The organism is Natrinema hispanicum (genome assembly GCF_004217335.1).
GTDB classification, from domain to species: domain Archaea; phylum Halobacteriota; class Halobacteria; order Halobacteriales; family Natrialbaceae; genus Natrinema; species Natrinema hispanicum.
Map to the genome: position 1 here is coordinate 88594 of NZ_SHMP01000009.1, position 21357 is coordinate 109950.

The 21357-nt window shown below is 57.2% G+C and carries 18 protein-coding genes and 1 pseudogene; 10 read left to right on the forward strand and 9 right to left on the reverse strand.

All coding sequences use genetic code 11. From position 1 onward, the window contains the following. Window positions 1-120: 120 nt before the first annotated feature. Together BDK88_RS19465 and BDK88_RS19470 are read right to left on the reverse strand one after the other, a co-directional pair. On the reverse strand, window positions 121-1323 hold the full coding sequence (locus tag BDK88_RS19465; protein WP_165397014.1) for an outer membrane protein assembly factor BamB family protein: 1203 nt from the start codon (window positions 1321-1323) through the stop codon (window positions 121-123). 583 nt (window positions 1324-1906) lie between these two features. After that, window positions 1907-3085: an outer membrane protein assembly factor BamB family protein gene (locus BDK88_RS19470; protein ID WP_130501810.1), complete on the reverse strand. Its 1179-nt coding sequence runs from the start codon at window positions 3083-3085 to the stop codon at window positions 1907-1909. 729 nt (window positions 3086-3814) lie between these two features. On the opposite strand from BDK88_RS19470, the gene BDK88_RS19475 reads away from it, so the two are divergent. From BDK88_RS19475 to BDK88_RS19490, 5 genes are all read left to right on the forward strand, one after another. Then, window positions 3815-4747, forward strand: a complete 933-nt coding sequence (locus BDK88_RS19475) for an ABC transporter ATP-binding protein (protein ID WP_130501811.1) — start codon at window positions 3815-3817, stop codon at window positions 4745-4747. Continuing rightward, the gene (locus BDK88_RS19480) at window positions 4744-5625 is read left to right on the forward strand and encodes an ABC transporter permease subunit (protein ID WP_130501812.1); all 882 of its coding nucleotides are present in this window, start codon (window positions 4744-4746) and stop codon (window positions 5623-5625) included. Before BDK88_RS19475 ends, BDK88_RS19480 begins: the two co-directional genes overlap by 4 nt. Before the next feature lie 380 nt (window positions 5626-6005). After that, complete coding sequence (locus BDK88_RS19485) at window positions 6006-7244, forward strand: serine hydrolase domain-containing protein (protein WP_207225343.1); 1239 nt, start codon at window positions 6006-6008, stop codon at window positions 7242-7244. Window positions 7245-7270: 26 nt separating this feature from the next. Beyond that, window positions 7271-7819 carry a hypothetical protein gene (locus tag BDK88_RS21615; RefSeq protein WP_207225344.1) on the forward strand — a complete coding sequence of 183 codons (549 nt, stop codon included), beginning with the start codon at window positions 7271-7273 and terminating at the stop codon, window positions 7817-7819. A gap of 646 nt (window positions 7820-8465) precedes the next feature. Further along, complete coding sequence (locus tag BDK88_RS19490) at window positions 8466-9518, forward strand: hypothetical protein (RefSeq protein ID WP_130501813.1); 1053 nt, start codon at window positions 8466-8468, stop codon at window positions 9516-9518. 92 nt (window positions 9519-9610) lie between these two features. Here BDK88_RS19490 and BDK88_RS19495 read toward each other — a convergent pair whose 3' ends face one another. The 3 genes and pseudogenes from BDK88_RS19495 to BDK88_RS22435 form a co-directional block, all read right to left on the reverse strand. Further along, the gene (locus BDK88_RS19495) at window positions 9611-10057 is read right to left on the reverse strand and encodes a hypothetical protein (RefSeq protein ID WP_130501814.1); all 447 of its coding nucleotides are present in this window, start codon (window positions 10055-10057) and stop codon (window positions 9611-9613) included. A 175-nt stretch (window positions 10058-10232) separates the two neighbouring features. After that, window positions 10233-10445 (reverse strand): annotated as a pseudogene (locus BDK88_RS19500) (SMR family transporter); the annotation flags it as partial. A gap of 403 nt (window positions 10446-10848) precedes the next feature. Further along, window positions 10849-11079, reverse strand: coding sequence for an SMR family transporter (locus tag BDK88_RS22435; protein ID WP_130501816.1), 231 nt, complete (start codon window positions 11077-11079; stop codon window positions 10849-10851). A gap of 195 nt (window positions 11080-11274) precedes the next feature. On the opposite strand from BDK88_RS22435, the gene BDK88_RS19510 reads away from it, so the two are divergent. Genes BDK88_RS19510 through BDK88_RS19520 form a run of 3 tightly spaced genes read left to right on the forward strand, consistent with a single transcriptional unit; the run spans window position 11275 to window position 14702 of the window. Next, the gene (locus BDK88_RS19510) at window positions 11275-12129 is read left to right on the forward strand and encodes a DUF6159 family protein (protein WP_242611740.1); all 855 of its coding nucleotides are present in this window, start codon (window positions 11275-11277) and stop codon (window positions 12127-12129) included. Between the two features lie 37 nt (window positions 12130-12166). Continuing rightward, window positions 12167-12928: an ABC transporter ATP-binding protein gene (locus tag BDK88_RS19515; protein WP_130501818.1), complete on the forward strand. Its 762-nt coding sequence runs from the start codon at window positions 12167-12169 to the stop codon at window positions 12926-12928. Continuing rightward, a complete protein-coding gene (locus tag BDK88_RS19520; RefSeq protein WP_130501819.1) occupies window positions 12921-14702 on the forward strand; it encodes a hypothetical protein in 1782 nt (593 codons plus the stop codon). Before BDK88_RS19515 ends, BDK88_RS19520 begins: the two co-directional genes overlap by 8 nt. A 167-nt stretch (window positions 14703-14869) precedes the next feature. On the opposite strand, the gene BDK88_RS19525 is transcribed toward BDK88_RS19520, so the two are convergent. Then, on the reverse strand, window positions 14870-15709 hold the full coding sequence (locus BDK88_RS19525; RefSeq protein WP_130501820.1) for an ABC transporter permease: 840 nt from the start codon (window positions 15707-15709) through the stop codon (window positions 14870-14872). Window positions 15710-16295: 586 nt separating this feature from the next. Here BDK88_RS19525 and BDK88_RS21420 point away from each other — a divergent pair. Beyond that, a complete protein-coding gene (locus tag BDK88_RS21420) occupies window positions 16296-16457 on the forward strand; it encodes a hypothetical protein (protein WP_165397015.1) in 162 nt (53 codons plus the stop codon). A 147-nt stretch (window positions 16458-16604) separates the two neighbouring features. Here BDK88_RS21420 and BDK88_RS19530 read toward each other — a convergent pair whose 3' ends face one another. Then, on the reverse strand, window positions 16605-16886 hold the full coding sequence (locus BDK88_RS19530; RefSeq protein WP_130501821.1) for a hypothetical protein: 282 nt from the start codon (window positions 16884-16886) through the stop codon (window positions 16605-16607). Between the two features lie 657 nt (window positions 16887-17543). On the opposite strand from BDK88_RS19530, the gene BDK88_RS19535 reads away from it, so the two are divergent. Then, complete coding sequence (locus tag BDK88_RS19535) at window positions 17544-19280, forward strand: M48 family metallopeptidase (protein WP_130501822.1); 1737 nt, start codon at window positions 17544-17546, stop codon at window positions 19278-19280. 259 nt (window positions 19281-19539) lie between these two features. Here BDK88_RS19535 and BDK88_RS19540 read toward each other — a convergent pair whose 3' ends face one another. After that, complete coding sequence (locus BDK88_RS19540; protein WP_130501823.1) at window positions 19540-19854, reverse strand: hypothetical protein; 315 nt, start codon at window positions 19852-19854, stop codon at window positions 19540-19542. A 308-nt stretch (window positions 19855-20162) separates the two neighbouring features. Next, window positions 20163-20813 carry a hypothetical protein gene (locus BDK88_RS19545; protein WP_242611741.1) on the reverse strand — a complete coding sequence of 217 codons (651 nt, stop codon included), beginning with the start codon at window positions 20811-20813 and terminating at the stop codon, window positions 20163-20165. Window positions 20814-21357 lie beyond the last annotated feature (544 nt).

The window sequence follows — 21357 nt, forward strand, 5'->3', positions numbered from 1 at the left end:
CGCCTGCTTATCAAGCAGCGAGGGTTCTATCACTGATCTCATGCGTCTAAACAAGCCCTACTGCGCGTATCTCGGTGAGCGGAGTAAGCGCGGATGCGGCAAACCGATTTTCCTGCAACCTCAGGCAGGGTCCAGCGCGTACACCCGTGGCCCGGTGTCGCCCTTCAGCCCCTCTGTACAGGCGAAGACTGCACCGTCGGCGACGGCGATTCCCTGCCCAACGGGACGATCACTCCCGACATCAAACTGCCACCGCTTGCCCCCGACCCGCAGCGACCCGATGCCGCGACCTCCTGAGAGCGCGTAGGCCGCGACGAAGCCGCTCCCGCCCTCGCCCTCTGTCTCGCCACCGATGTAGACCGTATCGCCAGCAATGGCAGGGGCAGCGGTGAACTCCCCTTCTCGGTTCCACCCGACGTCCCCGCTGTGGGCGTCGAACGTCCGGAGGCCGCTCAGATCGCACCCGACCACGTCTCGTGAGGCTGCCGCGAGACCACCGACGGCACCACGTTCGGCCTCCCAGCGGCTCGACCCCGCGTCGAGGCCGCCCTGAAGACGGTAGGCCGGGCCGCCCCACGTCGCCACGTAGATGTCGCTATCGGAGGTGACGATAGCTCTCACCGACCCGACGACCTTTAGGCGCCACTGGTCGCTGAACCCACGGTCCCCGACAGAGAAGCTGTACACCTCGCCACCCTCGGTGCCGACGAGAAGCGAGGTGTTGTGTGCGAGGGCCGTCACGGAGCCGAACACCTCAGTGCGAGCCGTGACTTTGCCGGTGGTCGGGTCGATCTGGGAGACCTCTCCGACGCCGCCGACGTAGAGGTGGTCGTAGTCGACACCGAACGTCGGCGCAGCTTCGTCGTAACCGATGTTCTTGATATGCCACTGCTGGTCACCGGTCTCGACGTCTAGCGCGAACAGACCAGGTGGGTCGACGAGTCCAACATACGCAGTACCGTCGTGGACGACAGGTGTGCGCGCTCTGCTGTCCGCTTTGCCGTGACGCCACCGTTCCTCGCCGGTGCCAACATCCAGTGCCACCAGTCCCGAAGCGGTCGGCACCAGCACCGTCCCCGCCGCGATCACGGGGCGGCGAGGCAAGGCAGGGATTGCGGTCGACCAGCGCTCGGTCACGCCGTCGCGCGGCGCCGCAGCGTCGGGGTTGTACGCCGAGAACCCTCGGTCGTATGCAGGCATCGGCCACTCGGTGTCAGCGTCGGTCCCAGGTGAGTACGTCGCCTCGCCGAAGTCGATACAGCCGGCAAGGCTGGCGATGCTGGTCATCCCCAAGGTCGTCAGGAACCGTCGTCTGGAGGGCATCATGCCGAGTTGTGAGGCAAGACCGAAATTTCTTTTGTTCGGTCAAGATCGTGTTCGAATCAGGTGCAGTGGGGCTTGACACTGGACTTTATCTATTGTTTTTCGCTGGTGTACAGACTGTACGATGGATAAAATCCGGCGAACGTATTCCAGCGACGAAAATCGAGCCATTAATTGCAATGGGTTGTCCAGGATGTTGGACACTGACAGTCCATTGTTCAGTCAGGCCAGGTGCAGGTGCGCTCTCGAACGGCACTGTACGAGTGTTCGCTCCGTCGTAGTTGGGCAGGGGCCAATCGGTTGGCCGCGTCCCAAAGCCGTCTAGAGTTTGCCGCTGAGAGTCGCGGCGGCACCTTACTATAGACAGTGATACTGCGTTAGAATGGCGTGCACCGAGTGCACGCAGTTTAGAGAACGTGAGATGCGCCACCAAGCCGTCTACTCAACCACAGCTCGAAACTCTAGACCGCTTTGGGACGGGACCAAATTCTTGCTCTGCATTGACTGCTGGTCCATGATCACCTGTCCAACTTTTCCACTTCTCGGACACACCGCACCCACGCTCAATCCAGACGTGTATCCGTCAGCGAAGCAGCGAGAGTCCCAAGGAGGATCCCTCCCAAATCATGAACCCCTCCTCAACCGGAACAAGCCCGTCGATCGTGCCGAGGTGGTACTCGGTGCGCGACCAGGTGGTTCGCTCCTCGCCTGTCGATCGGTCGTAGACGCTGATCCCGTCGTTTGTTCGCCCGAACGCGACCCAGTCGTCACCGACCACCGGACGTCCGGTAACGATGCCAGTATCGACAGCCCAACGGATCTCGCCCGTGGCGGCATCAAGGGCCACGCTCGTGGTCCCGGTACCGGCAGGAACGAATACCTCGTCTCTAGCCACCGCAAGTCCAGCGTCGATTTTGTTGACACCGGGAAACGAGTGAGACCAGTACACCTCTCCGGTTCTGGCGTCGATAGCGTAGGCCGTCCCATGGTAGTCGGCGACCCAGACCGTTCCATCGAGAACTGAGGCGGACCCAACAAACTCACCCGAAACGCGCCAGCGCTCTTCGCCGTTCAGGTCGTACGCGAAGATACCGCTGACCTGCGAGTCGCTTCGGGTTGTGTAGATACCGTCGTCGTCGAGGGCCAGCGTTTCGCCGGCACCCTCGAGCCATTGAACCGTTCCAGTACGGATGTCGACGGCGGCGGGACTGAATCCAGCGACGTAGATGCTGTTGTCGAGAACTGCGGCAGAGGTATCGCTGAAACCGACGGCGTCAGCTCGCCAGTACCGTTCGCCCGAGGTACTGTTGAGAGCAGTCAGGTGATCCGTTCCTGGGATAAAGATAGCTCCACAGGCGAGTACCGGTACAGCAGTGATGTCGACATCGAGATCTCGACTCCAGATCGACCCGTCCATCGGCGCGTTGAGGTCAACCGCGACAAGTCCACCGGTTACAGGGATATACGCTATTCCATCTGCGACTACAGGGAGAGACAAGGCGTGTTGCTGCTGCCCCTCCTCGTCACGGACGCTGGCAAGCAGGTCCACAGCGGTGGCGTCAGGTGCTGGCGGAACAGTGGTAGTCCGACCGGTGCGTCCGGGGTCACCACCGGCGGTCGGCCACGTTCCAGTTGGAGCGTCACAGGGACCTTCGATCGGGGTATAGCCCGCAAGTTCGCGTCGAATCTGACCGATACAGCCAGCTGCTCCGATGGAGGCGGCAGTACCGATGGTCGACAGGAGGGCTCTTCGGGAGGGCACCGAATTACGGTGTAATCGACAGCAAAAAGAACTTTTCGAACGAGCGTAACGTCGCTCTTTGACATCCTCCTCCGCGTGAACGCGGAGAAATCCCGAGCGGTGGGAGTTTCAGGTTTGCAACCATGGACGCCGCCACTTCACGGGAGTTTGCATCTAACCCAGTCGTCGTGGTCGGTGGCTGACTGGCGTTCACAAGAACGGAGTTGTCGTGCAGCCCATCAGAAATCTTTGATTTCTGAGGACGGTGCCAAGCCGCCGTTACTCCTATCCTCAGCGTCGTTGACTCCCAGGTGTTGTTTTTGCCAGCAGGGAGTCGCTGACACGTTGACAGACTTGGAGTTATCGTCGTGCTTGCTCAGGCCGACGGGCACAAGACGAACCCTTCGAGGATTTGCGTTCACCGCGTCGGCGTTTCGGATACTACCTCGTTACGAGGGCGGACAGGCCGTGGTTCGAAAATCTTTGATTTTCGTCATCACGAGAGAGCAAAGCTCTCTCGAACGACCTCCGAAGGTCGTTCGGAATCCGCTCCGTTCCGACCTGACCTTGCCATTGTGTAGAGCTTCCTGTGAGTTGAACGTTAGGATTGGAAACTCGGACTATGCTATTGTCGGTGGAACGTATCACTGAGTGACGGCGCGTATCCACGGCGTGAACGCCGTGGTATTGCGCCTGTTCAGCGTATAATATATAAAAAGAAACATTATTATCGCCTGTAGCTATCCTTGTATGGCCGCCATCAACCTCCAGGGCGTAACCAAGCGCTATAATCAGAGCGGGTTCATCCGCAGTAGCACAATCACTGCCCTCAACGACGTCGACCTCACTGTCGATGACGGTGAGATATTCGGCTTTCTCGGCCCAAATGGAGCCGGCAAGTCGACGACCATTGACATCCTGCTCGACTATGTCGCACCTACCCAGGGATCGGTTCGCGTCCTCGAACACGACGTCCAGACGGAAAGCGTTCGCGTCCGTGAGCGGACGGGCGTGCTCCCAGACGGCTACGGACCGATCGGCGAGCGAACGGGACGCGAGCACCTCGAGTTCGCGATCGAAGCGAAAAACGCCGATGACGATCCAGACGAATTGCTCGAGCGGGTCGGGATGCGCGGATCGGAGACATATCCCGCGACGCAGTACTCGAAAGGGATGGCCCAGCGGCTCATGCTCGCGATGGCGCTCGTCGGCGAGCCCGACCTGTTGATTCTTGACGAACCAACGACCGGGCTCGATCCAAACGGCGCACGAATGATGCGCCGTATCGTCCGCGAGGAGAACGAGCGTGGCGCGACCGTTTTCTTCTCGAGTCACATTCTCGAGCAAGTCGAGGCTGTCTGTGATCGCGTCGGGATTATCGAAGACGGCGAACTGGTCACGGTCGATAGCATCGACAACCTCCGGGACGCCGTTGGCAGCGTGTCTCGAGTTATACTCGAACTGTCTGCTGCTCCCACAGACGTGACAGATCGAGTGCGGGCGATCGAAGGCGTCACCGATGTACAGACCAACGGCTCGACAGTCATCGTCGCGTGCGACGACCGCGCGAAAGCACCGGTCGTCTCGACGCTTCACGATACCGATGCGACAGTGACAGATATCAGGATCAGCGATACATCACTCGACGAGTTGTTTGCGACGTACACGGAGGGTGCTGCGTGACGCACAGTCGCGATCGTGGTGGCAGTAGCAGTCGCAGGGCTCTCGGGCGGTTCGCACTCTACGTCCGCGAAGACGTTCGCGATTCCGTCCGTGAACGGCAGGCACACATCCTCGGCACGCTGTTCGTTCTCATCGGTTTCGGTATCGCTTACACTACCGGGCGTGCTGTGGCGAGGGCACCACCTGCCGCCGAGATCGGACTCATGTCGCGGCTGGTCGGCCCACTTCGATTACTCATTCCGCTTGTCACACTGGGAGCCGTCGCTGTCGCACTTGTCGAGAAGCGGATGAGTGGGGAGTTAACGGTTCTGCTCGGCTTGCCGTTTTCGCGCTTGGTCGTCGTTCTCGGGACCCTAGTAGGGAGAAGCATTGTCATTAGCGCGGCGGTCCTCTCCTCTCTACTCGTCGCCCTTCTAGTCGCGCTCGTAATGGGCGTCCCTGTCGATCTTGTTCAGTTCACCGGTGCTGCGATCGGTCTCGTGGCTCTCGCGATCACGTTTACTGCGATCGCGGTTTCGATCTCGGCTGTCACGCGAACGTCAGCGCGAGCCACGTTCGTCGCGTTCGGCGTATACGTACTGTTCGCTCTCCAGATCTGGGGAAACCTTCCGATGACCATACTGTACGTCAGTCACGGGTTCACACTCCCTGAGACGATTCCACAGTGGGTCGAATTCGTCCAAGCGTTGAATCCAATGACGGCCTTCTCCAACGGACTGGGTGTCGTCTTCCCTTCGCTTACAGAAGGGGCACCCGGTTTGATATCGACCGACCCTGCACTGTACGAACGGCCTGCGTTCGTGGTCTGTATCCTCGCCGCGTGGATCGTCGTCGCTGTCGCACTTGGATACCGCCAGTTCCGGACAAGCGATATCTGATCGCGTGGTTAGTTCCGTTCCGTTTCGACCCAGATACAGATTGGTACCTCACAGGGACGCTGTTCAGATTCCACTGTTGAAGACGAGGTGATTCACACCCCAGTCACTCCGATGTAATGGGCACATTTATGAGATGTGGCTGACATTACTTGGGTGTGGATATTCAAGCGAAATCACCGCCCACACGTCTCGTCCAGTGACTGCGGAGGCGCTCAGGTCCTGCCCAAACAGCCGATCCAACATCCGCCCTCGAGGCGTGAGACACCCGACGCAAACACTACTGATCGATGCCCTCCCGACTCCCACGACGCCAGTTCCTGTCGCACTCCGCGGCCGCCAGTGCCGGAACCGCTGTTGCGGCCAGCGGTTTCGTCGACAGTGTGGCAGCGACGACTCAGGAGACCAGTTTGGAAACGTTCGTCGATGATGCGGCCGACCGCGCGTTGACGGAGTACGACGCCGGCGGCCTGACGATCGCTGTCGTCGACGGTGACGACGTTCTCACGAGCGGCTACGGCCACGCGTTTCGGAGCGAAGACGTTCCGGTTCATGCGAACGAGACGCTTTTTCGCGTTGGTTCCGTGTCGAAGGTCGTCACGTGGACGGCCGCGATGCAAATCGTCGACCGTGATCGCGTCGAGCCGGACGCGCCCGTCGACGATCACCTCGAAGCCGTGGACCTCCCGGAGACGTTCGACGACCCCATCGCGCTCGAACACCTTGCCACTCACACGTCGGGGCTCGAGGTCCGAGGGCGTGGCGACTCGGTTCGAAACCCCGAGTACGTCCGCCCGCTGGCCGAGTCGGTGTCTACAGATATGCCAACGCGTGTCCGCCCGCCGGGTGAACTCCCCCAGTACACCAACTACGCCGCCGCGTTGACCGGTCAGTTGGTCGCAGATATCACGGGACAGCGATTCGGGTCATTTGTTGCAGAGAACGTTTTCGAGCCGCTGGGTATGTCGAACAGTACGTTCCAACCAGCCCCTCCAGAACTCGTTCCGGCTGAGGGGACTGCTGTTGAAGACGTCGTGAACTTTTATTCCGACGTTGCACCGGCGTCCGGTCTCCACACGACGGGCGCGGACATGGCACGACTGCTCCAGGTGCACCTGAATGGCGGCGTCGTCGACGGCGAGCGAATTCTCTCCGAGCGCGCGGTCGACGAGATGCATCGACAGTGGTACACGCCACACGAGCGGATGGATGGGATGGCGTTCGGACTCTTCGAGGAGTCTCGTGGCGACGCCCGACTGGTTCGTCACGGCGGTGGCGTCCCGCAGTTCGCCTGCGAGTTCGCACTGCTTCCCGAAGACAGTGTCGGCCTATTTGTCGTTGCCCACGGCGACGAGGCGTCTGACGCCAAGCAGGAGGTCGTGGACGCGCTACTCGAACGATTCGCTCCCGTCGATTCGAGCGGGGCACGACGCACACCCGACGGCACGCCCCAGCGCGCGGACGAACTCGGCGGCCGGTATCGGTCGGTGAACACGACCGACAATGCCACCGCCGAGAAGCCCATCTATGGTCTCTTCACGGGCCAGCCGATCGACGTCCGAGTCGCTTGCCGACGGCCGGCTGATAACCGAGCAGGGAGAGAGCACAGACGAGTGGGTTGAAGTCGAACCGCTCGTCTTCGAGCACGTTGAGGAGGACGCGACTGCTGCTGTTCCACGAGGAGAACGGCGAGGTGACGCACTTGCTGGACGGACTCGGTGCCTACGAGCGGATCGGCTACCTCGAGCAGTTATCAGTACAGGGGTGGCTAGCGGTCATCGCTGCGGTGACCGCGCTCACTGGCCTCCTGGGCTGGCCGGCGGCCGCCGGATGGCGTCGGTATCGCGGCGGCGAGTCGCCGCCACCGTCTGCAACGCGCGCTCGGTGGGTCGCTGGCGTGGGCGTCGCCGGACTTCCACTGTTCGTCCTCGTTCTCGGCGGCGTCGCAATTGCCATGGCGTCGATGGACGGGCCGACGCTGTTCAACCGCCCGCCTGTGTGGTTTGAGGTCGTATTCGTCGTGCCGACGCTGGGAGCCCTCGCCACCGTCGGTGCAGTCGGGTACGCTGTCCGTGCGTGGCTTCGGCACGACTGGACGCTCGCTACGCGGGTCCACTACTCGGTGGTCGTCGTCGGAGCGCTCGTCCTTTACTGGCTCCTGCAGTACTGGAACCTGCTGTGGATCCGGACGGGGTAACGTCGTCCGCCGCTCGCTCAACACGCGTTCTCGTGTCCGGAGCGATTTATACTATAGAAATTATGACCGAAGGGTCGATCACGATCGAGCCATCTGAGCTTGTCATCTCGGAGAGTCAGTTCGATGATTCATTGTATGTGGCTGTCGGGACTGATCCTGCTTTCCGTCGTCAGAACATCAGTAGAGTCGGAAACGGTTCCGAATCGGAGATCCGGTATTCGCTTGACCCTGTTGGACCAGCAACCGTGTTGCATGCAATTTCTCGTGAAGAAACTGAACTCCCTCCTCGTATTCGGGAGGTCCTTGACGGGAAGAACGTTACCGTTCACGGACGGGTCTATGACATCGAAGGCGTGGTCGTCCGCTCGGAGCAGGAGTATTACCGAATCAAGGTCGTCTCTCGTTCTAAGCCAATATGGGGCCGAAATCGCAGTCTTGTGCTCATTGCTCGCGGAATTCCGTTCGTGATCGGGCTTGCCTTTCTTCGGAATCGATGGCGAACATAATAGAAGACCCACCTACTTCGTAATTCGAGGGATGGAACCGTTCTGTTACAGCATTCTTCCAATAGATGTTGGGTGGCCCCGGCCGCACTACCGGATCGAACCGCCGGATTGAGATATCGGGATCGGGTAGCAACGGTCGTATGCCTCCGCTTTCCCGCCGTGCCCTCCTTGCGACCGTAGTCGCTGGGTCCTCCAGCGGCGTCGCTGGCTGTAACGCCCTTTCCAAGGATTCTTCTTCGACCCCGACATCGTCTGACGGATTCGGCGGAATTCCGCTCTATGTCGCCGAGGGTGTTCCACTCCCGGACGGCGCAGACGTGGTCACCGTCGACGATCCAGTCGGCGGCCACGTGGCGCTGTTCCCAGCCGACCTATCGGACACCGAGGGAGCGCTATACGCGCTTGCCGGTTCCACACCAGTGGCCGTTGTCGGCCGCGACGCACAGGACACTCTGATGGACATCTGTGCGGCCGATGGGCGCTCATATGGCTTCGCCAGCAATAGTTGGGGTCCCGGAACTCGGGTAGCCGCTGCTGTTCCACTGGGTGACAGCCTCGTCACGCACCTATTTAATGGAAGTAAAATCCCGAATTCTCTCCCTCAGGTACTCGACCGACTCCGGAATCCGCCAGCGGCCGGTTGCACCGTCGACGAGGAACTGTCAACTCTCCCGGACGGGCTCAACGAGCAGACGATGTCACTCGGTGTGTCCTACCTCCACGGCCGCAACGACGTGGCCCGCTTCGACCGTCGAGATACTGTCCGAGCAGCTACCGGCACGGATCAAGCGGATCTCGTGGTTGATATCAGAGGGACGATTTACGCCGGCAGCGAAGTCGGTGGCGACGGCCGGTACGTCGCCGACCAGGTCCGACTTGAAGCGTCATTTGACAACCACCTGAGTGCGACTGCCCCTCCGGCAGGCGAAACTGAGAATCTTGTGGTCCAACGTGACGTGGACATGGCCGACGACGCCCTCGAACACAGGTTTGCGCCGGCGAGCGACGAGACGCGCCAGGGGTTCACGGCCTGCCAGCACTCGCTCGTGATCGCGCCAGAGATGCCCGAATCGTTCTCGTACACGGCCAACGGACGGTTCAGGTGGCGCGACCCGCGATTTATCCGCAAGGACGACCGTTGGCATCACCACACGCCCGGTCGTGCGGTATGGTATCCCAATGGGGGCCGATGACTAATACTTAGACGCGAAGTGAACCGCCTCGGGGTCACGTCCCGAGGCACTCGCCTTACTCATCTGTAGACCTCCGATCATACAGTCACTTCTCAGGTTTGCGTGGATTTGTCTCGGTGTCGTACGAAATCGTATCCACGATGGACGAGGACACCACCGATGTATGCGATCGTACCGAAGGCAATTGAGGCGCCTGCAGCGAATGCAAGTCTGACTGGATCGAAGAGGAACGCGAGTTGCCCGGTGAGCGAGTGACTCGAGAGCCCGAGGAACGCCCACTCAGCGTAAAATCCTTGATAGGCGGCGAACAGCGCGACCCAAGCAGCGATCAATCCACCACGTCGGTATCCAACGGTGGTCGCCATGATGATCCCGATGGATGTTGCATTAGCTGGGAGGAAGATAACCCCGCCATTCACAGTGAACAAGCCGATTGCGTACGCGGCGAACGTCCCGAGGAAGATGACAGGAACGGCGAGAAAAGTGAGGTTTCGCTCAAATTGATTGCCAAGGAAGTGTTTGCGGAGGGCACGCACCATACACTGATCTTATTACTGATCTATCATAGAAATTGGGAATGTTGAACCACCTCGGAGAAAATAGCTGTTTGGTATGCCACTCGTTCTATGACTCCCTCAAAGTAAATCCAATCAACTGACGGACCACAGAACGTTAACGAAGCGATCCCAATCAAACTGGGGCCATGATACTGCGCTAGTGAGCAGACATCCCCGAGACGACATTGACGAAATAGACGCCAGCGATGATGAGGAGGATGCCGACAACGCCGGGGAGACCAATCTGTTCACCGAACACGACAACGCCGATCGCGGCGACACCGACGATTCCCAGCGCTGCCCACGTCCCGTAGACGACCCCAATCGGGAGATCCTGTAGCGTCAACAAAACCAAGTAGAACGCCAGTCCTTGACATCCTCCTCCGCGTAAACGCGGAGGAATCCTGAGCGGTAGGAGTTTCAGGTTCGCAGTCCAGTCACCGGACTACCAGTCCTTTCGGGCACGGGTAGTCCCACACATCGAACTGGTGGACTGTTGGCGGTGCCAAACCGCCGTTACCCCTATCCTCGACCGTATTTGGCGTCCCGGTGTTGTTTTTGCCAGCGAGACGCCGGCAGGTGTCAGCAGAGTCGGGGGTATCGTGGTGTTCGCTTTGAACAGTCAGCACAGACACACTCTTCTGGAATGTGCGTTCACCGACTGCCTTTTCGGATACTGCCTCGTTTCGTGGGCGGACAGGCCGCCTCCGAAGGACGGTTCGGAATCCGATCCGTTCCGACCGATTCCTACTCTACAGTAGGTCGCCTGTCACTTAAACATCACCATGGGAAACTCGGGGGTGACGTTTGAACGGTGGTTTGTTACCACAAGTGACGGCGCGTATCCACGCCGTGAACGGCGTGGTATTGCGCCTGTTCAGCCTATAACCGACGACAACGCCGAAACTGGGGATCGGCCGGGAAAATCCTTCCGAGAGCTTCAATGATGTGGTCCCGATGAGTTCGGACACGATCGCTGCACCGAGGAGGGCATACGGATTCATAGGGCCATTGAAATTCCTCTCGCTTCGGGCTATATTTTTCTACTTTCGTGACTGTTTTGACCATGGTTGCGGTCGACAGGGAAAAAACCACAGGCGCAGTCACTAGACCAGAATCTGGGCACATCTTTCAATGGTACTGGCAGGTAACTCCGACGTATTATGAGAGTGCTTAGGCGTCTCAAAATCGGATTCGGCATGGCACGCCGGAGCGGTCGCGTGCTCAGAGCTTATCCGAAACTGTTCGTGTTCCCACTCATCGGCGGGCTCTCGGGCGTCGCGTTCATCGTCACGCTGTTCGGGAGTCTGTACGTCACGGACTCGTTCCTCCAGGAGCCTGGACTGGCAGTGTACATCGCATTGTTTGTCGCCTACCTCGTCGAAACGTTCATCGCGTCGTTTTTTACGGCGGCGCTGGTTGCTGCGACTCGAACTGTTTTCCACGGCGAAGAACCTTCGATCCGAGGAGCGCTGGCTGCCGCTTGGAAGCGGAAACTACCGTTGTTGGCCTGGTCGCTTATCGCTGCGATTGTTGGCGTTGTCATCCGGATAATCGAATCAGAGGATAACATCGTGGCACAGATCATTTCGGGCGTCTTTGCGGTGGCGTGGAGCGTGATGACCTACTTCGTCGTTCCGGTGATCGTCTTCCGTGACCCATCGGTCACGGAGATGCTCAAAGAGAGTGCGAGTACGTTCAAAGACACATGGGGCGAGTCAATCGGTGCGATGGGCACGATCGACATCGTCACCACTCTGCTGGCGCTCATTGGCGTCGGACTCGGTGCCCTCACGTTCATCGTGACCGCCGGCATGGGCACAGTCCAACTGCTGGCAACGGTGCTAATCGGTGGCTCTACGTTCATTTTTGGCCTCCTCCTCGGAAAGGCGCTCAGTGGTGTCGCAAAGACAGCACTGTTCGTCTACGCGACAGAGAGTATCGCGCCAGAGTACTTCGACGATATGGACTTCAGTGAGTTCGGCGGTGACCAGTCGTCGTCCACGGGTCGCCTCGGAGGCCGCCTTGGTGGCTCCGGCGACGGTCAAATCTAATGTGCATATCATTCTTCAAAACACTAGTTAACAATTTATGACAAGGATCGAAACGAATGAATTGACGAAACAGTATGGCGAGACACTCGCTGTTGATCGATTAGACTTATCGATTTCTGAAGGGAGTGTGTACGGGTTTCTGGGACCGAATGGTGCAGGAAAGACGACAACGATGCGGCTGCTTACCGGTCTCACACGACCTACGAGTGGAACCGGTTCTATCGCTGGCGTTCTGATCACGGATCGGGACGGACTGCGCCCTCATCTCGGGTATCTTCCCGAAGAACCCCCACTATACGAACAAGCAACCGCATACGAACAACTCGAGTACGTCGCTGGACTCCGTGATTTACCCGAAAGGGCTACACAAGAGCGTATCAATACGTTGCTCGACGAACTTGATCTCACAGCCGACGCTATGACGCGAATTGCGGACTATTCGAAAGGGATGCGTCAGAAAACGGCGTATATCCAGGCTGTGCTTCACGAACCGGACGTCGTGTTTCTAGATGAACCCACGTCCGGGTTGGATCCACGCGCGGCCCGCACGATTCGAGAGATGATTCTGGATCTCGCTGATTCAGGAACCACTGTCTTCCTTTCGACGCACATCCTTCCCGTTGTTGATGAAGTCGCGGATACAGTCGGCATCCTCTATGATGGGCAACTTGTTGCTGAAGGCGCTCCAGAGACACTCACACAGCGCGCAGAAACAGGCGATACACAAACGCTCGAGGACGTGTTCCTCGAACTGACGAGTACTGATCCCGCCGCAGATGTGGAGGCAACCGATGGCTGAGCCAACCTGGCCGCGACATGCTCTAAGCATCGGCGTGTTCGAGTTCCGACGGTCAGTACGCGCACTGTGGCAGGATAAAGCCCAGCTCACGTTGAGAGCATTCGGGATGGTGATTCCATCACTCTTGACGCTGGCAGTTACTATCGTGTTCGCCGATGCGATACGTAATCTCGAGCCATTTGCCGTTCCAGATATGGTTCGCGGAACGGTCGCGCTGTTCTGGTTGTTCGGTGTCTATCTCATCGCTCAGCGTGTCGTCTCAGCACGACCGCGCATCAACGCCGAATCGCTGATGTTAACAACGGTCTCAGCACGAACGGTCGCATTTGGATTGCTCGTCGCGGAGATGCTGCGAATCCTTGCGTACGCTGGCTTTCCAATTCTGGTACTGACTGGTGTTAGCGTGTTCCTCCTTGGCTCACCCGCAAGTCTCATTCTGCTCCCAGTAGTTGCTGTTCTCTTCGCTGCGACCGTGGTGGTTGCAGGATCGGCGGTGGGGTACGCGGTTGCGTTGCTCGTTGCGAGGTCTCCTTTCATTGCCCGCCATAAGACGATCCTCGGAACAACTGCTACGCTGCTCGCAATGGGTGGGTACTTTCTCTTCCTCTACCCACAAATAAGTGGACTCAGCCAAGCGGCACTGGCATGGGTCCCAATAGGGTGGCTAGCCGATCTCGCAGTCGTGGGAACACCGTTTGTCGGGTCTTCCCTCCGAGCGGTCGGCGTAATTGCCGGAAGTGCAGTACTACTCGTTGTCGGTGGGCTCCTTGTCGAACGGGAGACAGCCGTGTTTTGGTTTATTGAGCCGGTGAGTCCAGATACAGAGGGAAGCGTGTCTGTTCTTGAGCAAACCGCTGAGAAAGAGAACCTTCGACCAGCAACCCAAGATTCCCTCGCAGCTGCCGTAACACCACTAGTTGTCCCCCGATTTGTTTCGACACCAGTTCGACGTGTTGCAGAATGGGCACTCATGCGGACGCGCCGTGATCCGAACCGGTTGATGTTTCTCCTCATCCCCGTCTTCGCCATCGGCAGTCCGCTCGTCAGTACAGCTGTCCAATCTGGATCGATTGGCGCATTAGGTGCTCCACTGACTGCAGTCGCACTCCCATGGCTTGTCGGCTCTCTGTTCGCAATGAACCCACTTGGTGATGAGGGAGCGGTACTCCCAGTAACACTCACAGCTGTATCGGGGGATCACTACGTCCGTGGTCTCATAGTGCCTGGTCTGGTCTTTGGACTCCCGATCATCCTTCTTGTGACGGTTCTTGCTGGACTCGTTTCACCATACACGATCGGTGAGCAACTCGGTCTGGTCATCCTCAGCGGCTATCTTACGGTCGTTGCTGTCACCATCTCTCCGGCGATCGGAATGGCATTCCCCAGGTTTAGTGCAATTAGCGTCGGTCAGAGTCGAAATGTCCTTCCACCACGAATGACTGCTGTTGCCGTTCACGCAGGACTCGTACTGCTCCCAGGTGCGTTGCTGGCTGCCCTACTAGTTGCACCACGAGTCGCACGAACTGTCCTTGCTGGCGTATTCGGCTTCGTTCCAACAATCGTATTAGAGTTGCTCAACAGTTCTCCTTACGGTATCAGTATACTATCTACGGCTGCTGGCGCGTTTCGTGCTGTTGGAGAGAATATTCAGGCTATTGGACTCGATCAATTGCAGATCATTGGCGGAGGGGCGATGTTGATCGGTGGGATTCTCTGTTCATATATACTGTATCAGAATGCTGTACACCGGTTTAACCAATATATGCCTCCTTGACACTATTCCCATGTTAAGCGGAAAAGTTTCCGAAGACGGCGAACAATGATCGAACGAAATGTCCGTCGGTAGGTCCTTCCCACTCGCTTCTGTGTTCGGACTTCTGGTTGGGGTCTCGTCTACAGGCGGAGTAGGCCGAGTGCCTCGGGGATTGACCCCGAGGTGGTTCACCGTATTTCCATTCGTGCGAAAGTTCGATACCCGAATCCGAGCGGCAGGAGGAGCCAAGCTGCGAGGATCGGAAATCCGACCCACTCCTGAAGGTAGAACGCGTCCGACGCCGGATACGCCGTGATTGCGTCGAATTCAGGGATTATCGCCTGTGTCGCGTATTCCATTGCTGCCGTCGGGTTGAGCACGTAGACTAATACGACCCAGTCTGGGGGACCGGATTCTGGCGGTACCCATCCGACCGTCACCGTCTGTAGAACGGCCGTGACGGCGTCCCATCCCAACTGAAAAAGGACATAGAGGCCCGTTGCACCGGCAAGTGCCGTAGGCTGGGAGTTTACCGTTGACGAGAAGCCGATCCCGATGGCGACGTAGACCAATCCGTAAAAGACCGTCATCACGGTGTAAAGTACGAACTCAACGGCTGCGAACGACTCGTAAGTCAGCAATGCGATGACGGCTACGACTAAAAAGGCGGTGAGTATCGCCACGGCCAAGACGATGCTCCTCCCAATGAACTTCCCGAATACGATGTCACGTCGCGAGTTCGGTAAACCGAGCGCGAGTTTGATGCTTCCACTCTCGCGCTCACCCACGATTGAGTTGTACGCGATATCCAATCCAAGCAGCGGCACGAAGAAAGCCATTGGTTGGCCCATGCTGTTCAATAACGCCAGCGTGCTGGTTGGGATGTCGCTCTCGCCATATATCGGGGGGACGTGTTGAATCGCCGCCCAGAACCCGGCGACGAGGACGAACAGCAGTGTGCTGGCGAGTAGAGCCCCCGATCGGACGGAATCCTGAACGTCTTTTCTGATTACCGCACTGAGTGACATGTGTTGGTGGTTTATCCAGAGCAGCTAATGAATGTGGTGCGCGGATTCCGCGCTTCGGGCCGTCTCATTAGGCGAGAGAATGGTCTGACTGCGAAGCGTGTGTCTCGGGCGGGGAGTGGACGGAGTTGACGAATCGAATTGTCGAACTAGAACATGCGCACTACTGACCATCAACGAGTTATATATCGGTCAGACGGCCGTGCCCTACGACATCAAGTGGAGTCGTGACCGCTCGACGATTGGCATCTCGATTGGGTTGCGGGTGAAAGCGCCCGTCAACGCAACTGTGGTGGACGTGAAGGGGGTCTTGGAAGAGAAGAAATCGTGGACCTCGAAACGCTGTACGGACTCTCTGAGCAGAGCGATCCACCCTCAACAAGGAGTTCCTCACCGGCGAGAAGCCCCTGTTTGACATCCTCCTCCGCCTGAACAGTAGTTGCCGATTCAGAATCCAGAGAGTTCGTTGAAGCACGACGAGGTCGCTGAAATCCGCTTGAGCGGGTGGTTCAAGCGAAGACGTGAGCAGACAGCAGCGGCTGAGACAAGTGATCTGGAATGATAGAGAGTCTCGCCAGTACGGAGGGGCGTGCTGACCCGAGCTGGCAAGTCGCTTCTGTTCGCGGTGTCGGTCGTCCTGTGTGAACTCATGGCCGGGTTCTTTTTTGCCTACTCGCTGAGCGTGGTGCCGGCGCTCGAGACTCTCTCGGCGTCGGAATACGTAACGGTATTGCAGGAGATCAATGCCTAAAGTAGCATGTCATCGAACCGGTCACACGCCTATTGACTCGTAGGGAATGGTAAGTACAGAGCATGTAGTTAGCACCGAACGCGATGCACGGTAATTTCAAACATCTACACTCTACGGTATTACATCTGGATTAGACAAGGTGACAAATCAACTATCAGTATCTCTGAGTGTCTTAATTGGAACCCATTCCTCTCCCGTATTCCATTCCCATTGTTCCCACGGATAGTCCCACGCATAACCGTCGTCTCCTCTAATGAGTTTATCGAAATCACGTGTCGCGCCTGAGGGACTCCTCGGCTCGCCTTGGAATTGAATCCGGCCATCTTGCACCTCCGCAAAGATTGTTATTGCTGAGTATTCGCCTTGCTCAAGGTACTGCCATCGGAGTGTTGTACCGTCTGGAAGCATCGGTAGTTCTGGGTCTGGCATTGCTGCTAGAGCAACAGTCGGGTTAGTCTTAAAACTTGACATGGGGTCTCAATCACGGCATCGGAGACTGTAGCAGTCTCCGAGACTTGCTACATTTGGTCGAGGAACAGACCCTTGCGAGATTCGCGTGCGTAGTTACCGGTTAGTACAGCACGAAGAGTTAGTGATCAGTACGGCGTAACGATTACTATGTAGGCGGCATACGCAGAACTACAAACATGACCAATAGAGTGAACGAGTATCTGCGGAAACGGCCTTTTCTTGGCACAGTGTTTTTTCTACTGATGTTTGTCAGTGGCAGTATCATGTGGATCGCGATAATGCAGCCGTCTCGTCCGCTATTCTCAATTTTATCTGATGGGGGAGTCTGGTTTACTATTGGCCTACTCGCAGCGCCCTCTGGACTGGTCTATTTTATCGTTTCGAAGCGGACTCACTCGCAGACCTGATCGAGGAGAGACCTCCAGTCAATACGCACGTGTAGTGGCCAGTAGTTTCGACATGATAAGTATATACAGAAGAAGTTTTCAACAGGGCTATATTTTGTAATCGGTCGGGTACCTATTTACCACTCGAGCTTAATTTCTGAGACGACATGCATTATCTTGGTTCCCCTCTAGTCCGTCCGGTTCTCAATTATTCGAGGTGAAATCCGTCATGATGTCGCTTCCAACTCGTGCTGGCCTTTTTGTCCGGACAGTCATCGCCGGTGTTAGCTGTCTGTTCCTCTCGAGTGGTGTCGTCGTCGCTGTCCTCTTGTTGATTGGCGTCCCGATCTACGCTGGGGCTCACTACGGTGTTGAGGTGGTTTCCTCACTAGCGATCCTCTCTGATTCTGATTTCCGTCTCGCCGCCGAGCCGCTCGCTGTAGCACTCGTAGTTGCGGTCGGGATGCCTTGTTTGGCGGCCGTCGAATTGTCGCTGCGGACCGTCCGTACCGCTCGCGAGCGCTCCGCACCGGCTGGTGCACTTGCCCAGGGGATTATCGAACTCGCCTCGTACGTACTGTTGCTTTCGTCGTTACTGATTGTGCTAAGTACTCTGCCGTTCCTTCGTTCAGTACTGCCTGCTCCGCTGTTCGGACTCTTGGTCCTGCTCGGCTTCTTTTATTTGCTGATGGCTGGATACCTCTGGGCTGCCCACGAATGGATCCGTTCGAAAGACGATGTGAACGATGAGCGCACGACCGGCGGTAATTGGCTCGTCATCGGGATTTTTATCGTCGGCTATCTCAGTATGGCCTATTGGGTTGGGTTCGCACTGCTCGTTGTCGCTGCACTTGTTTGGCTCGTTTTCGGATCGATTATCGTTCCCAATCATGTCGATGGGGTGCGAGACGCCATCGAGCGCCGCGCCGCCGAAATCACCGAGGAGGAACCTGTCGACCCAGCAGCCGCCTACGGCATCACGGACGAGGTCAAATGGGTGCGTACCAGACTTGAGCAAACTACAGATCTGCGACCGACCATTCTAGTGACCGTCACAGGAATCGTTATAGTCGGAGCCAGTTACTGGGCAGCAACTCTCGTATCAGTCGAAACTGTTGTCGTCTCAGTGGCCGCCGTGAGTGCTGTCGTGTTCGTTGGCATCCACGTCGGCGCTACAATACGCACAGAGTTTACAGGCAACAACGCTGTTCTCCGAGATCTCGAGGACCGATTCGATCTCGAGGCGCTCACGGTCACGGACATCGAGTCGGTCGATCAGATTGACGGTACAGCGGGATCTACCTCTGACTCTGACCGGAAAGTCGATGTGAATGCATCCCTCGAGTCGATTGTCACTCGACTCGCTGGTCAGGTCGACCTGCCGCCGCCCGAGATTCGAGTACTCGAGCACGGAACACCCGTCGCGCTGACAGTGGGCTATCGTCCCGCTGTCTCGACGCTTGTTCTCTCTAGGGGGCTGATCGAGACGCTTGAGTACCACGAACTCGAGGCCGCTATCGCTCACGAACTCGCCCACGCTGCCAATCGAGACGCCGCGGTGCTCACTGCGCTATCGGCGCCCAGTGCCGTTGCACGACTCGCTCGTAGTCGATACGGCTACAACCCTGTCGTCGAACCACTAGCAATGTTGGTTGGAACCATCAGCCGGTGGTACGTCGCTCTCGTCTCCCGTGGCCGAGAGTACGCTGCTGACGACGGCGCGGTCGCGATTACCGGCGACCCAGCTGCGCTCGCAAGTGCACTTGAGTCGCTTGATGCTGACCTTGAGCGTCGCCCATCGACGGATCTTCGCGAGCGGGATACGGCTACTGCGTTCGCTATTGTCCCGCCACCGTGGGAGAAACATCCATTCTTCGATCGGACGCGACGATTTATTGCGCGTCGGGTCTTCGGTACGCATCCGCCAACCGAGAAGCGCATCGACCGGCTTCGCGCTCGAGTGTGACCAGCACTTGATAGAGATGCGAGCGCATACCCCCGTCTTCCCGTGAGTGACGAGTGTTCCGACACCCTGTTGGAACCGAGGAGCGAACAGGCGGGGGTTGAGCGGGCAGCATAGTGTGACAGTCCACCGTTCTGTTGCAGTGCCGGATTTCCCACAGTTTCACTGTCACTTGACGAACCAACACGGTCTGGTTGGACGGTTGTGAGAGAGGGGTTGGGCAGGAGAGACGGGAAGCGCTCGCTGGTATCCGTAGAGACCGTCAGATGACGAACTGTTCGATAAGGACCCAAAGCGTTACTACCAGCACGAAGACCGTCACATCAAGAAACGTCAGGTCATCGTCTCGTCGTACGAACACACCGCCTTCGTGGCGGAACCAGTCGCGGCCGATGAACCAGAGAAGCATTACCCCACTCAAAAGAAATATCCAGGCGTCCTCGAATCCTTCCTGCACGAAATCCAACGTTGCCAGCGCCGTAATTACTAGCGCGATCCCTCCCCAGATGACGGATAGTATCGTGGGGCGATTGAAACCCGCTGTTGGCTGCTCGCCGTTATGGGTCGCGTCTGTCACTGCACACTCATTTTCACAACCCCATCTCCTTAAATATTAAAGGTGGTATATATTCTGTTCGATATCCAACCGGTTCTGGGGTGTCGCCCCTTTTGAACAGAATCTCCACGAACTCAGTGAATACCCCTGCTACTCTCCATCACTGTTGCTGGAACGGTTAATCGACGATGCCCAGAAAATACACCAGTAACGGCCGATACTCCAAGGAGGCTCGCTACCGCTACACGACCGAGGTCTGAGGCTTAATTAAAGACAAATGAGAAGTGAGATATGAAGAGTCTCTGCATCCTATGGGGATATAATGCTATTCAGATACCGAAATGTAACTCACGCTCAACGACTGTGTATCCTTGCGCTGTGAATGCATCATCGCGGTACTGTTCTGCGAAGTACTGCTGTGGGATACGCCGTAATCCGAAGCGCCGATCCGATGTATACTCGACATCGACGATTGTCTCACCGTTTTGGCGACTAATCGTTGCTGTGTACGTCGCCCATGGCTGATTGTTCGCCATGATCTCCAACTCGACTCGGTGAATTCCACTTGGTGTATCTTCCGTCTGTGTCTGGACAGTCACCACAGCAGATCGGAGACCGAACAGGTACGAGGTGCGATATCGTATCGTGTCACCGTCGATTGACACTTCGTCTGCAATTCCCCACTGGAACGCGAGCACCGGCGGTGTCGGGCTAGTAAACGCCTCGACGACGGTCTCGAGATCAGCATCAGTTCGGAGTTGAACTGTCCCACGAGACTGCAGAATCGGAGCGCGGGCAACGACGAGTAACCCAGCTGCGACGATGACCGCTGGCAGCAGTGATGTCATCAAGTATGTCCCAAGGAACAGCGACACTGCGATCACGACAACAAGAGCACTCAGAGGGCGTTCACGGTCGAGGTATCGGTTTGCAACCGTGACCGCCTCCTGTGGTCGTTCAATGTCGTTTATGGAGGGCATGTAGAAACATCCTTGTAGAATACAGTTAGATCTAATGATGATTTCTACATTCCTTGTGGATGGGTTTGGTGCGTGCAGTTCAGTCCTACTAACTGACCTATGTCTCATCGCTCAGTGACGAGAAGTGGATGAGACCGGCGCTCTCATTGCAGACGATGTGGGCATCCAGAGTTACAGTCAGTGTGATTATGACTGACTCAACTGCTTGGTAGATATGCAAACGGATCGCCAGGGTTCTGCCACTTGCGAGGGGGGGTTTCGGTACTCGTGCGAAATATAGGCATCTATCGGTTACTTGGAAATGAAAATAAAGTTTCATTATGAATGCTTTGAATGTCTGGCGCTACTACTCGTACTGATGCGACGGACAGTAGTCCCGTGATTCATGGACCAAATTATAGCACCGGCGATAATCACAGAATTTGGTAGAGAGATTCTCGTATACTGATTGGATATTGGAGTTATCCTTGTCTGCGCAATCAGTACAATAGTAAGTTGTGAACCATTCCTCAGGGTCAGTAAACTCAATCTCAACCGTATGCGT

Coding starts and splice junctions, on each gene's coding strand:
- BDK88_RS19545 (WP_242611741.1), bottom strand. CDS start 20,813: ATGCCCTCCATAAACGACATTGAACGACCACAGGAGGCGGTCACGGTT.
- BDK88_RS19510 (WP_242611740.1), top strand. CDS start 11,275: ATGGCACGCCGGAGCGGTCGCGTGCTCAGAGCTTATCCGAAACTGTTC.
- BDK88_RS19515 (WP_130501818.1), top strand. CDS start 12,167: ATGACAAGGATCGAAACGAATGAATTGACGAAACAGTATGGCGAGACA.
- BDK88_RS19525 (WP_130501820.1), bottom strand. CDS start 15,709: ATGTCACTCAGTGCGGTAATCAGAAAAGACGTTCAGGATTCCGTCCGA.
- BDK88_RS19495 (WP_130501814.1), bottom strand. CDS start 10,057: ATGGTGCGTGCCCTCCGCAAACACTTCCTTGGCAATCAATTTGAGCGA.
- BDK88_RS19530 (WP_130501821.1), bottom strand. CDS start 16,886: ATGCCAGACCCAGAACTACCGATGCTTCCAGACGGTACAACACTCCGA.
- BDK88_RS19490 (WP_130501813.1), top strand. CDS start 8,466: ATGCCTCCGCTTTCCCGCCGTGCCCTCCTTGCGACCGTAGTCGCTGGG.
- BDK88_RS22435 (WP_130501816.1), bottom strand. CDS start 11,079: ATGAATCCGTATGCCCTCCTCGGTGCAGCGATCGTGTCCGAACTCATC.
- BDK88_RS19465 (WP_165397014.1), bottom strand. CDS start 1,323: ATGCCCTCCAGACGACGGTTCCTGACGACCTTGGGGATGACCAGCATC.
- BDK88_RS19520 (WP_130501819.1), top strand. CDS start 12,921: ATGGCTGAGCCAACCTGGCCGCGACATGCTCTAAGCATCGGCGTGTTC.
- BDK88_RS19475 (WP_130501811.1), top strand. CDS start 3,815: ATGGCCGCCATCAACCTCCAGGGCGTAACCAAGCGCTATAATCAGAGC.
- BDK88_RS19535 (WP_130501822.1), top strand. CDS start 17,544: ATGATGTCGCTTCCAACTCGTGCTGGCCTTTTTGTCCGGACAGTCATC.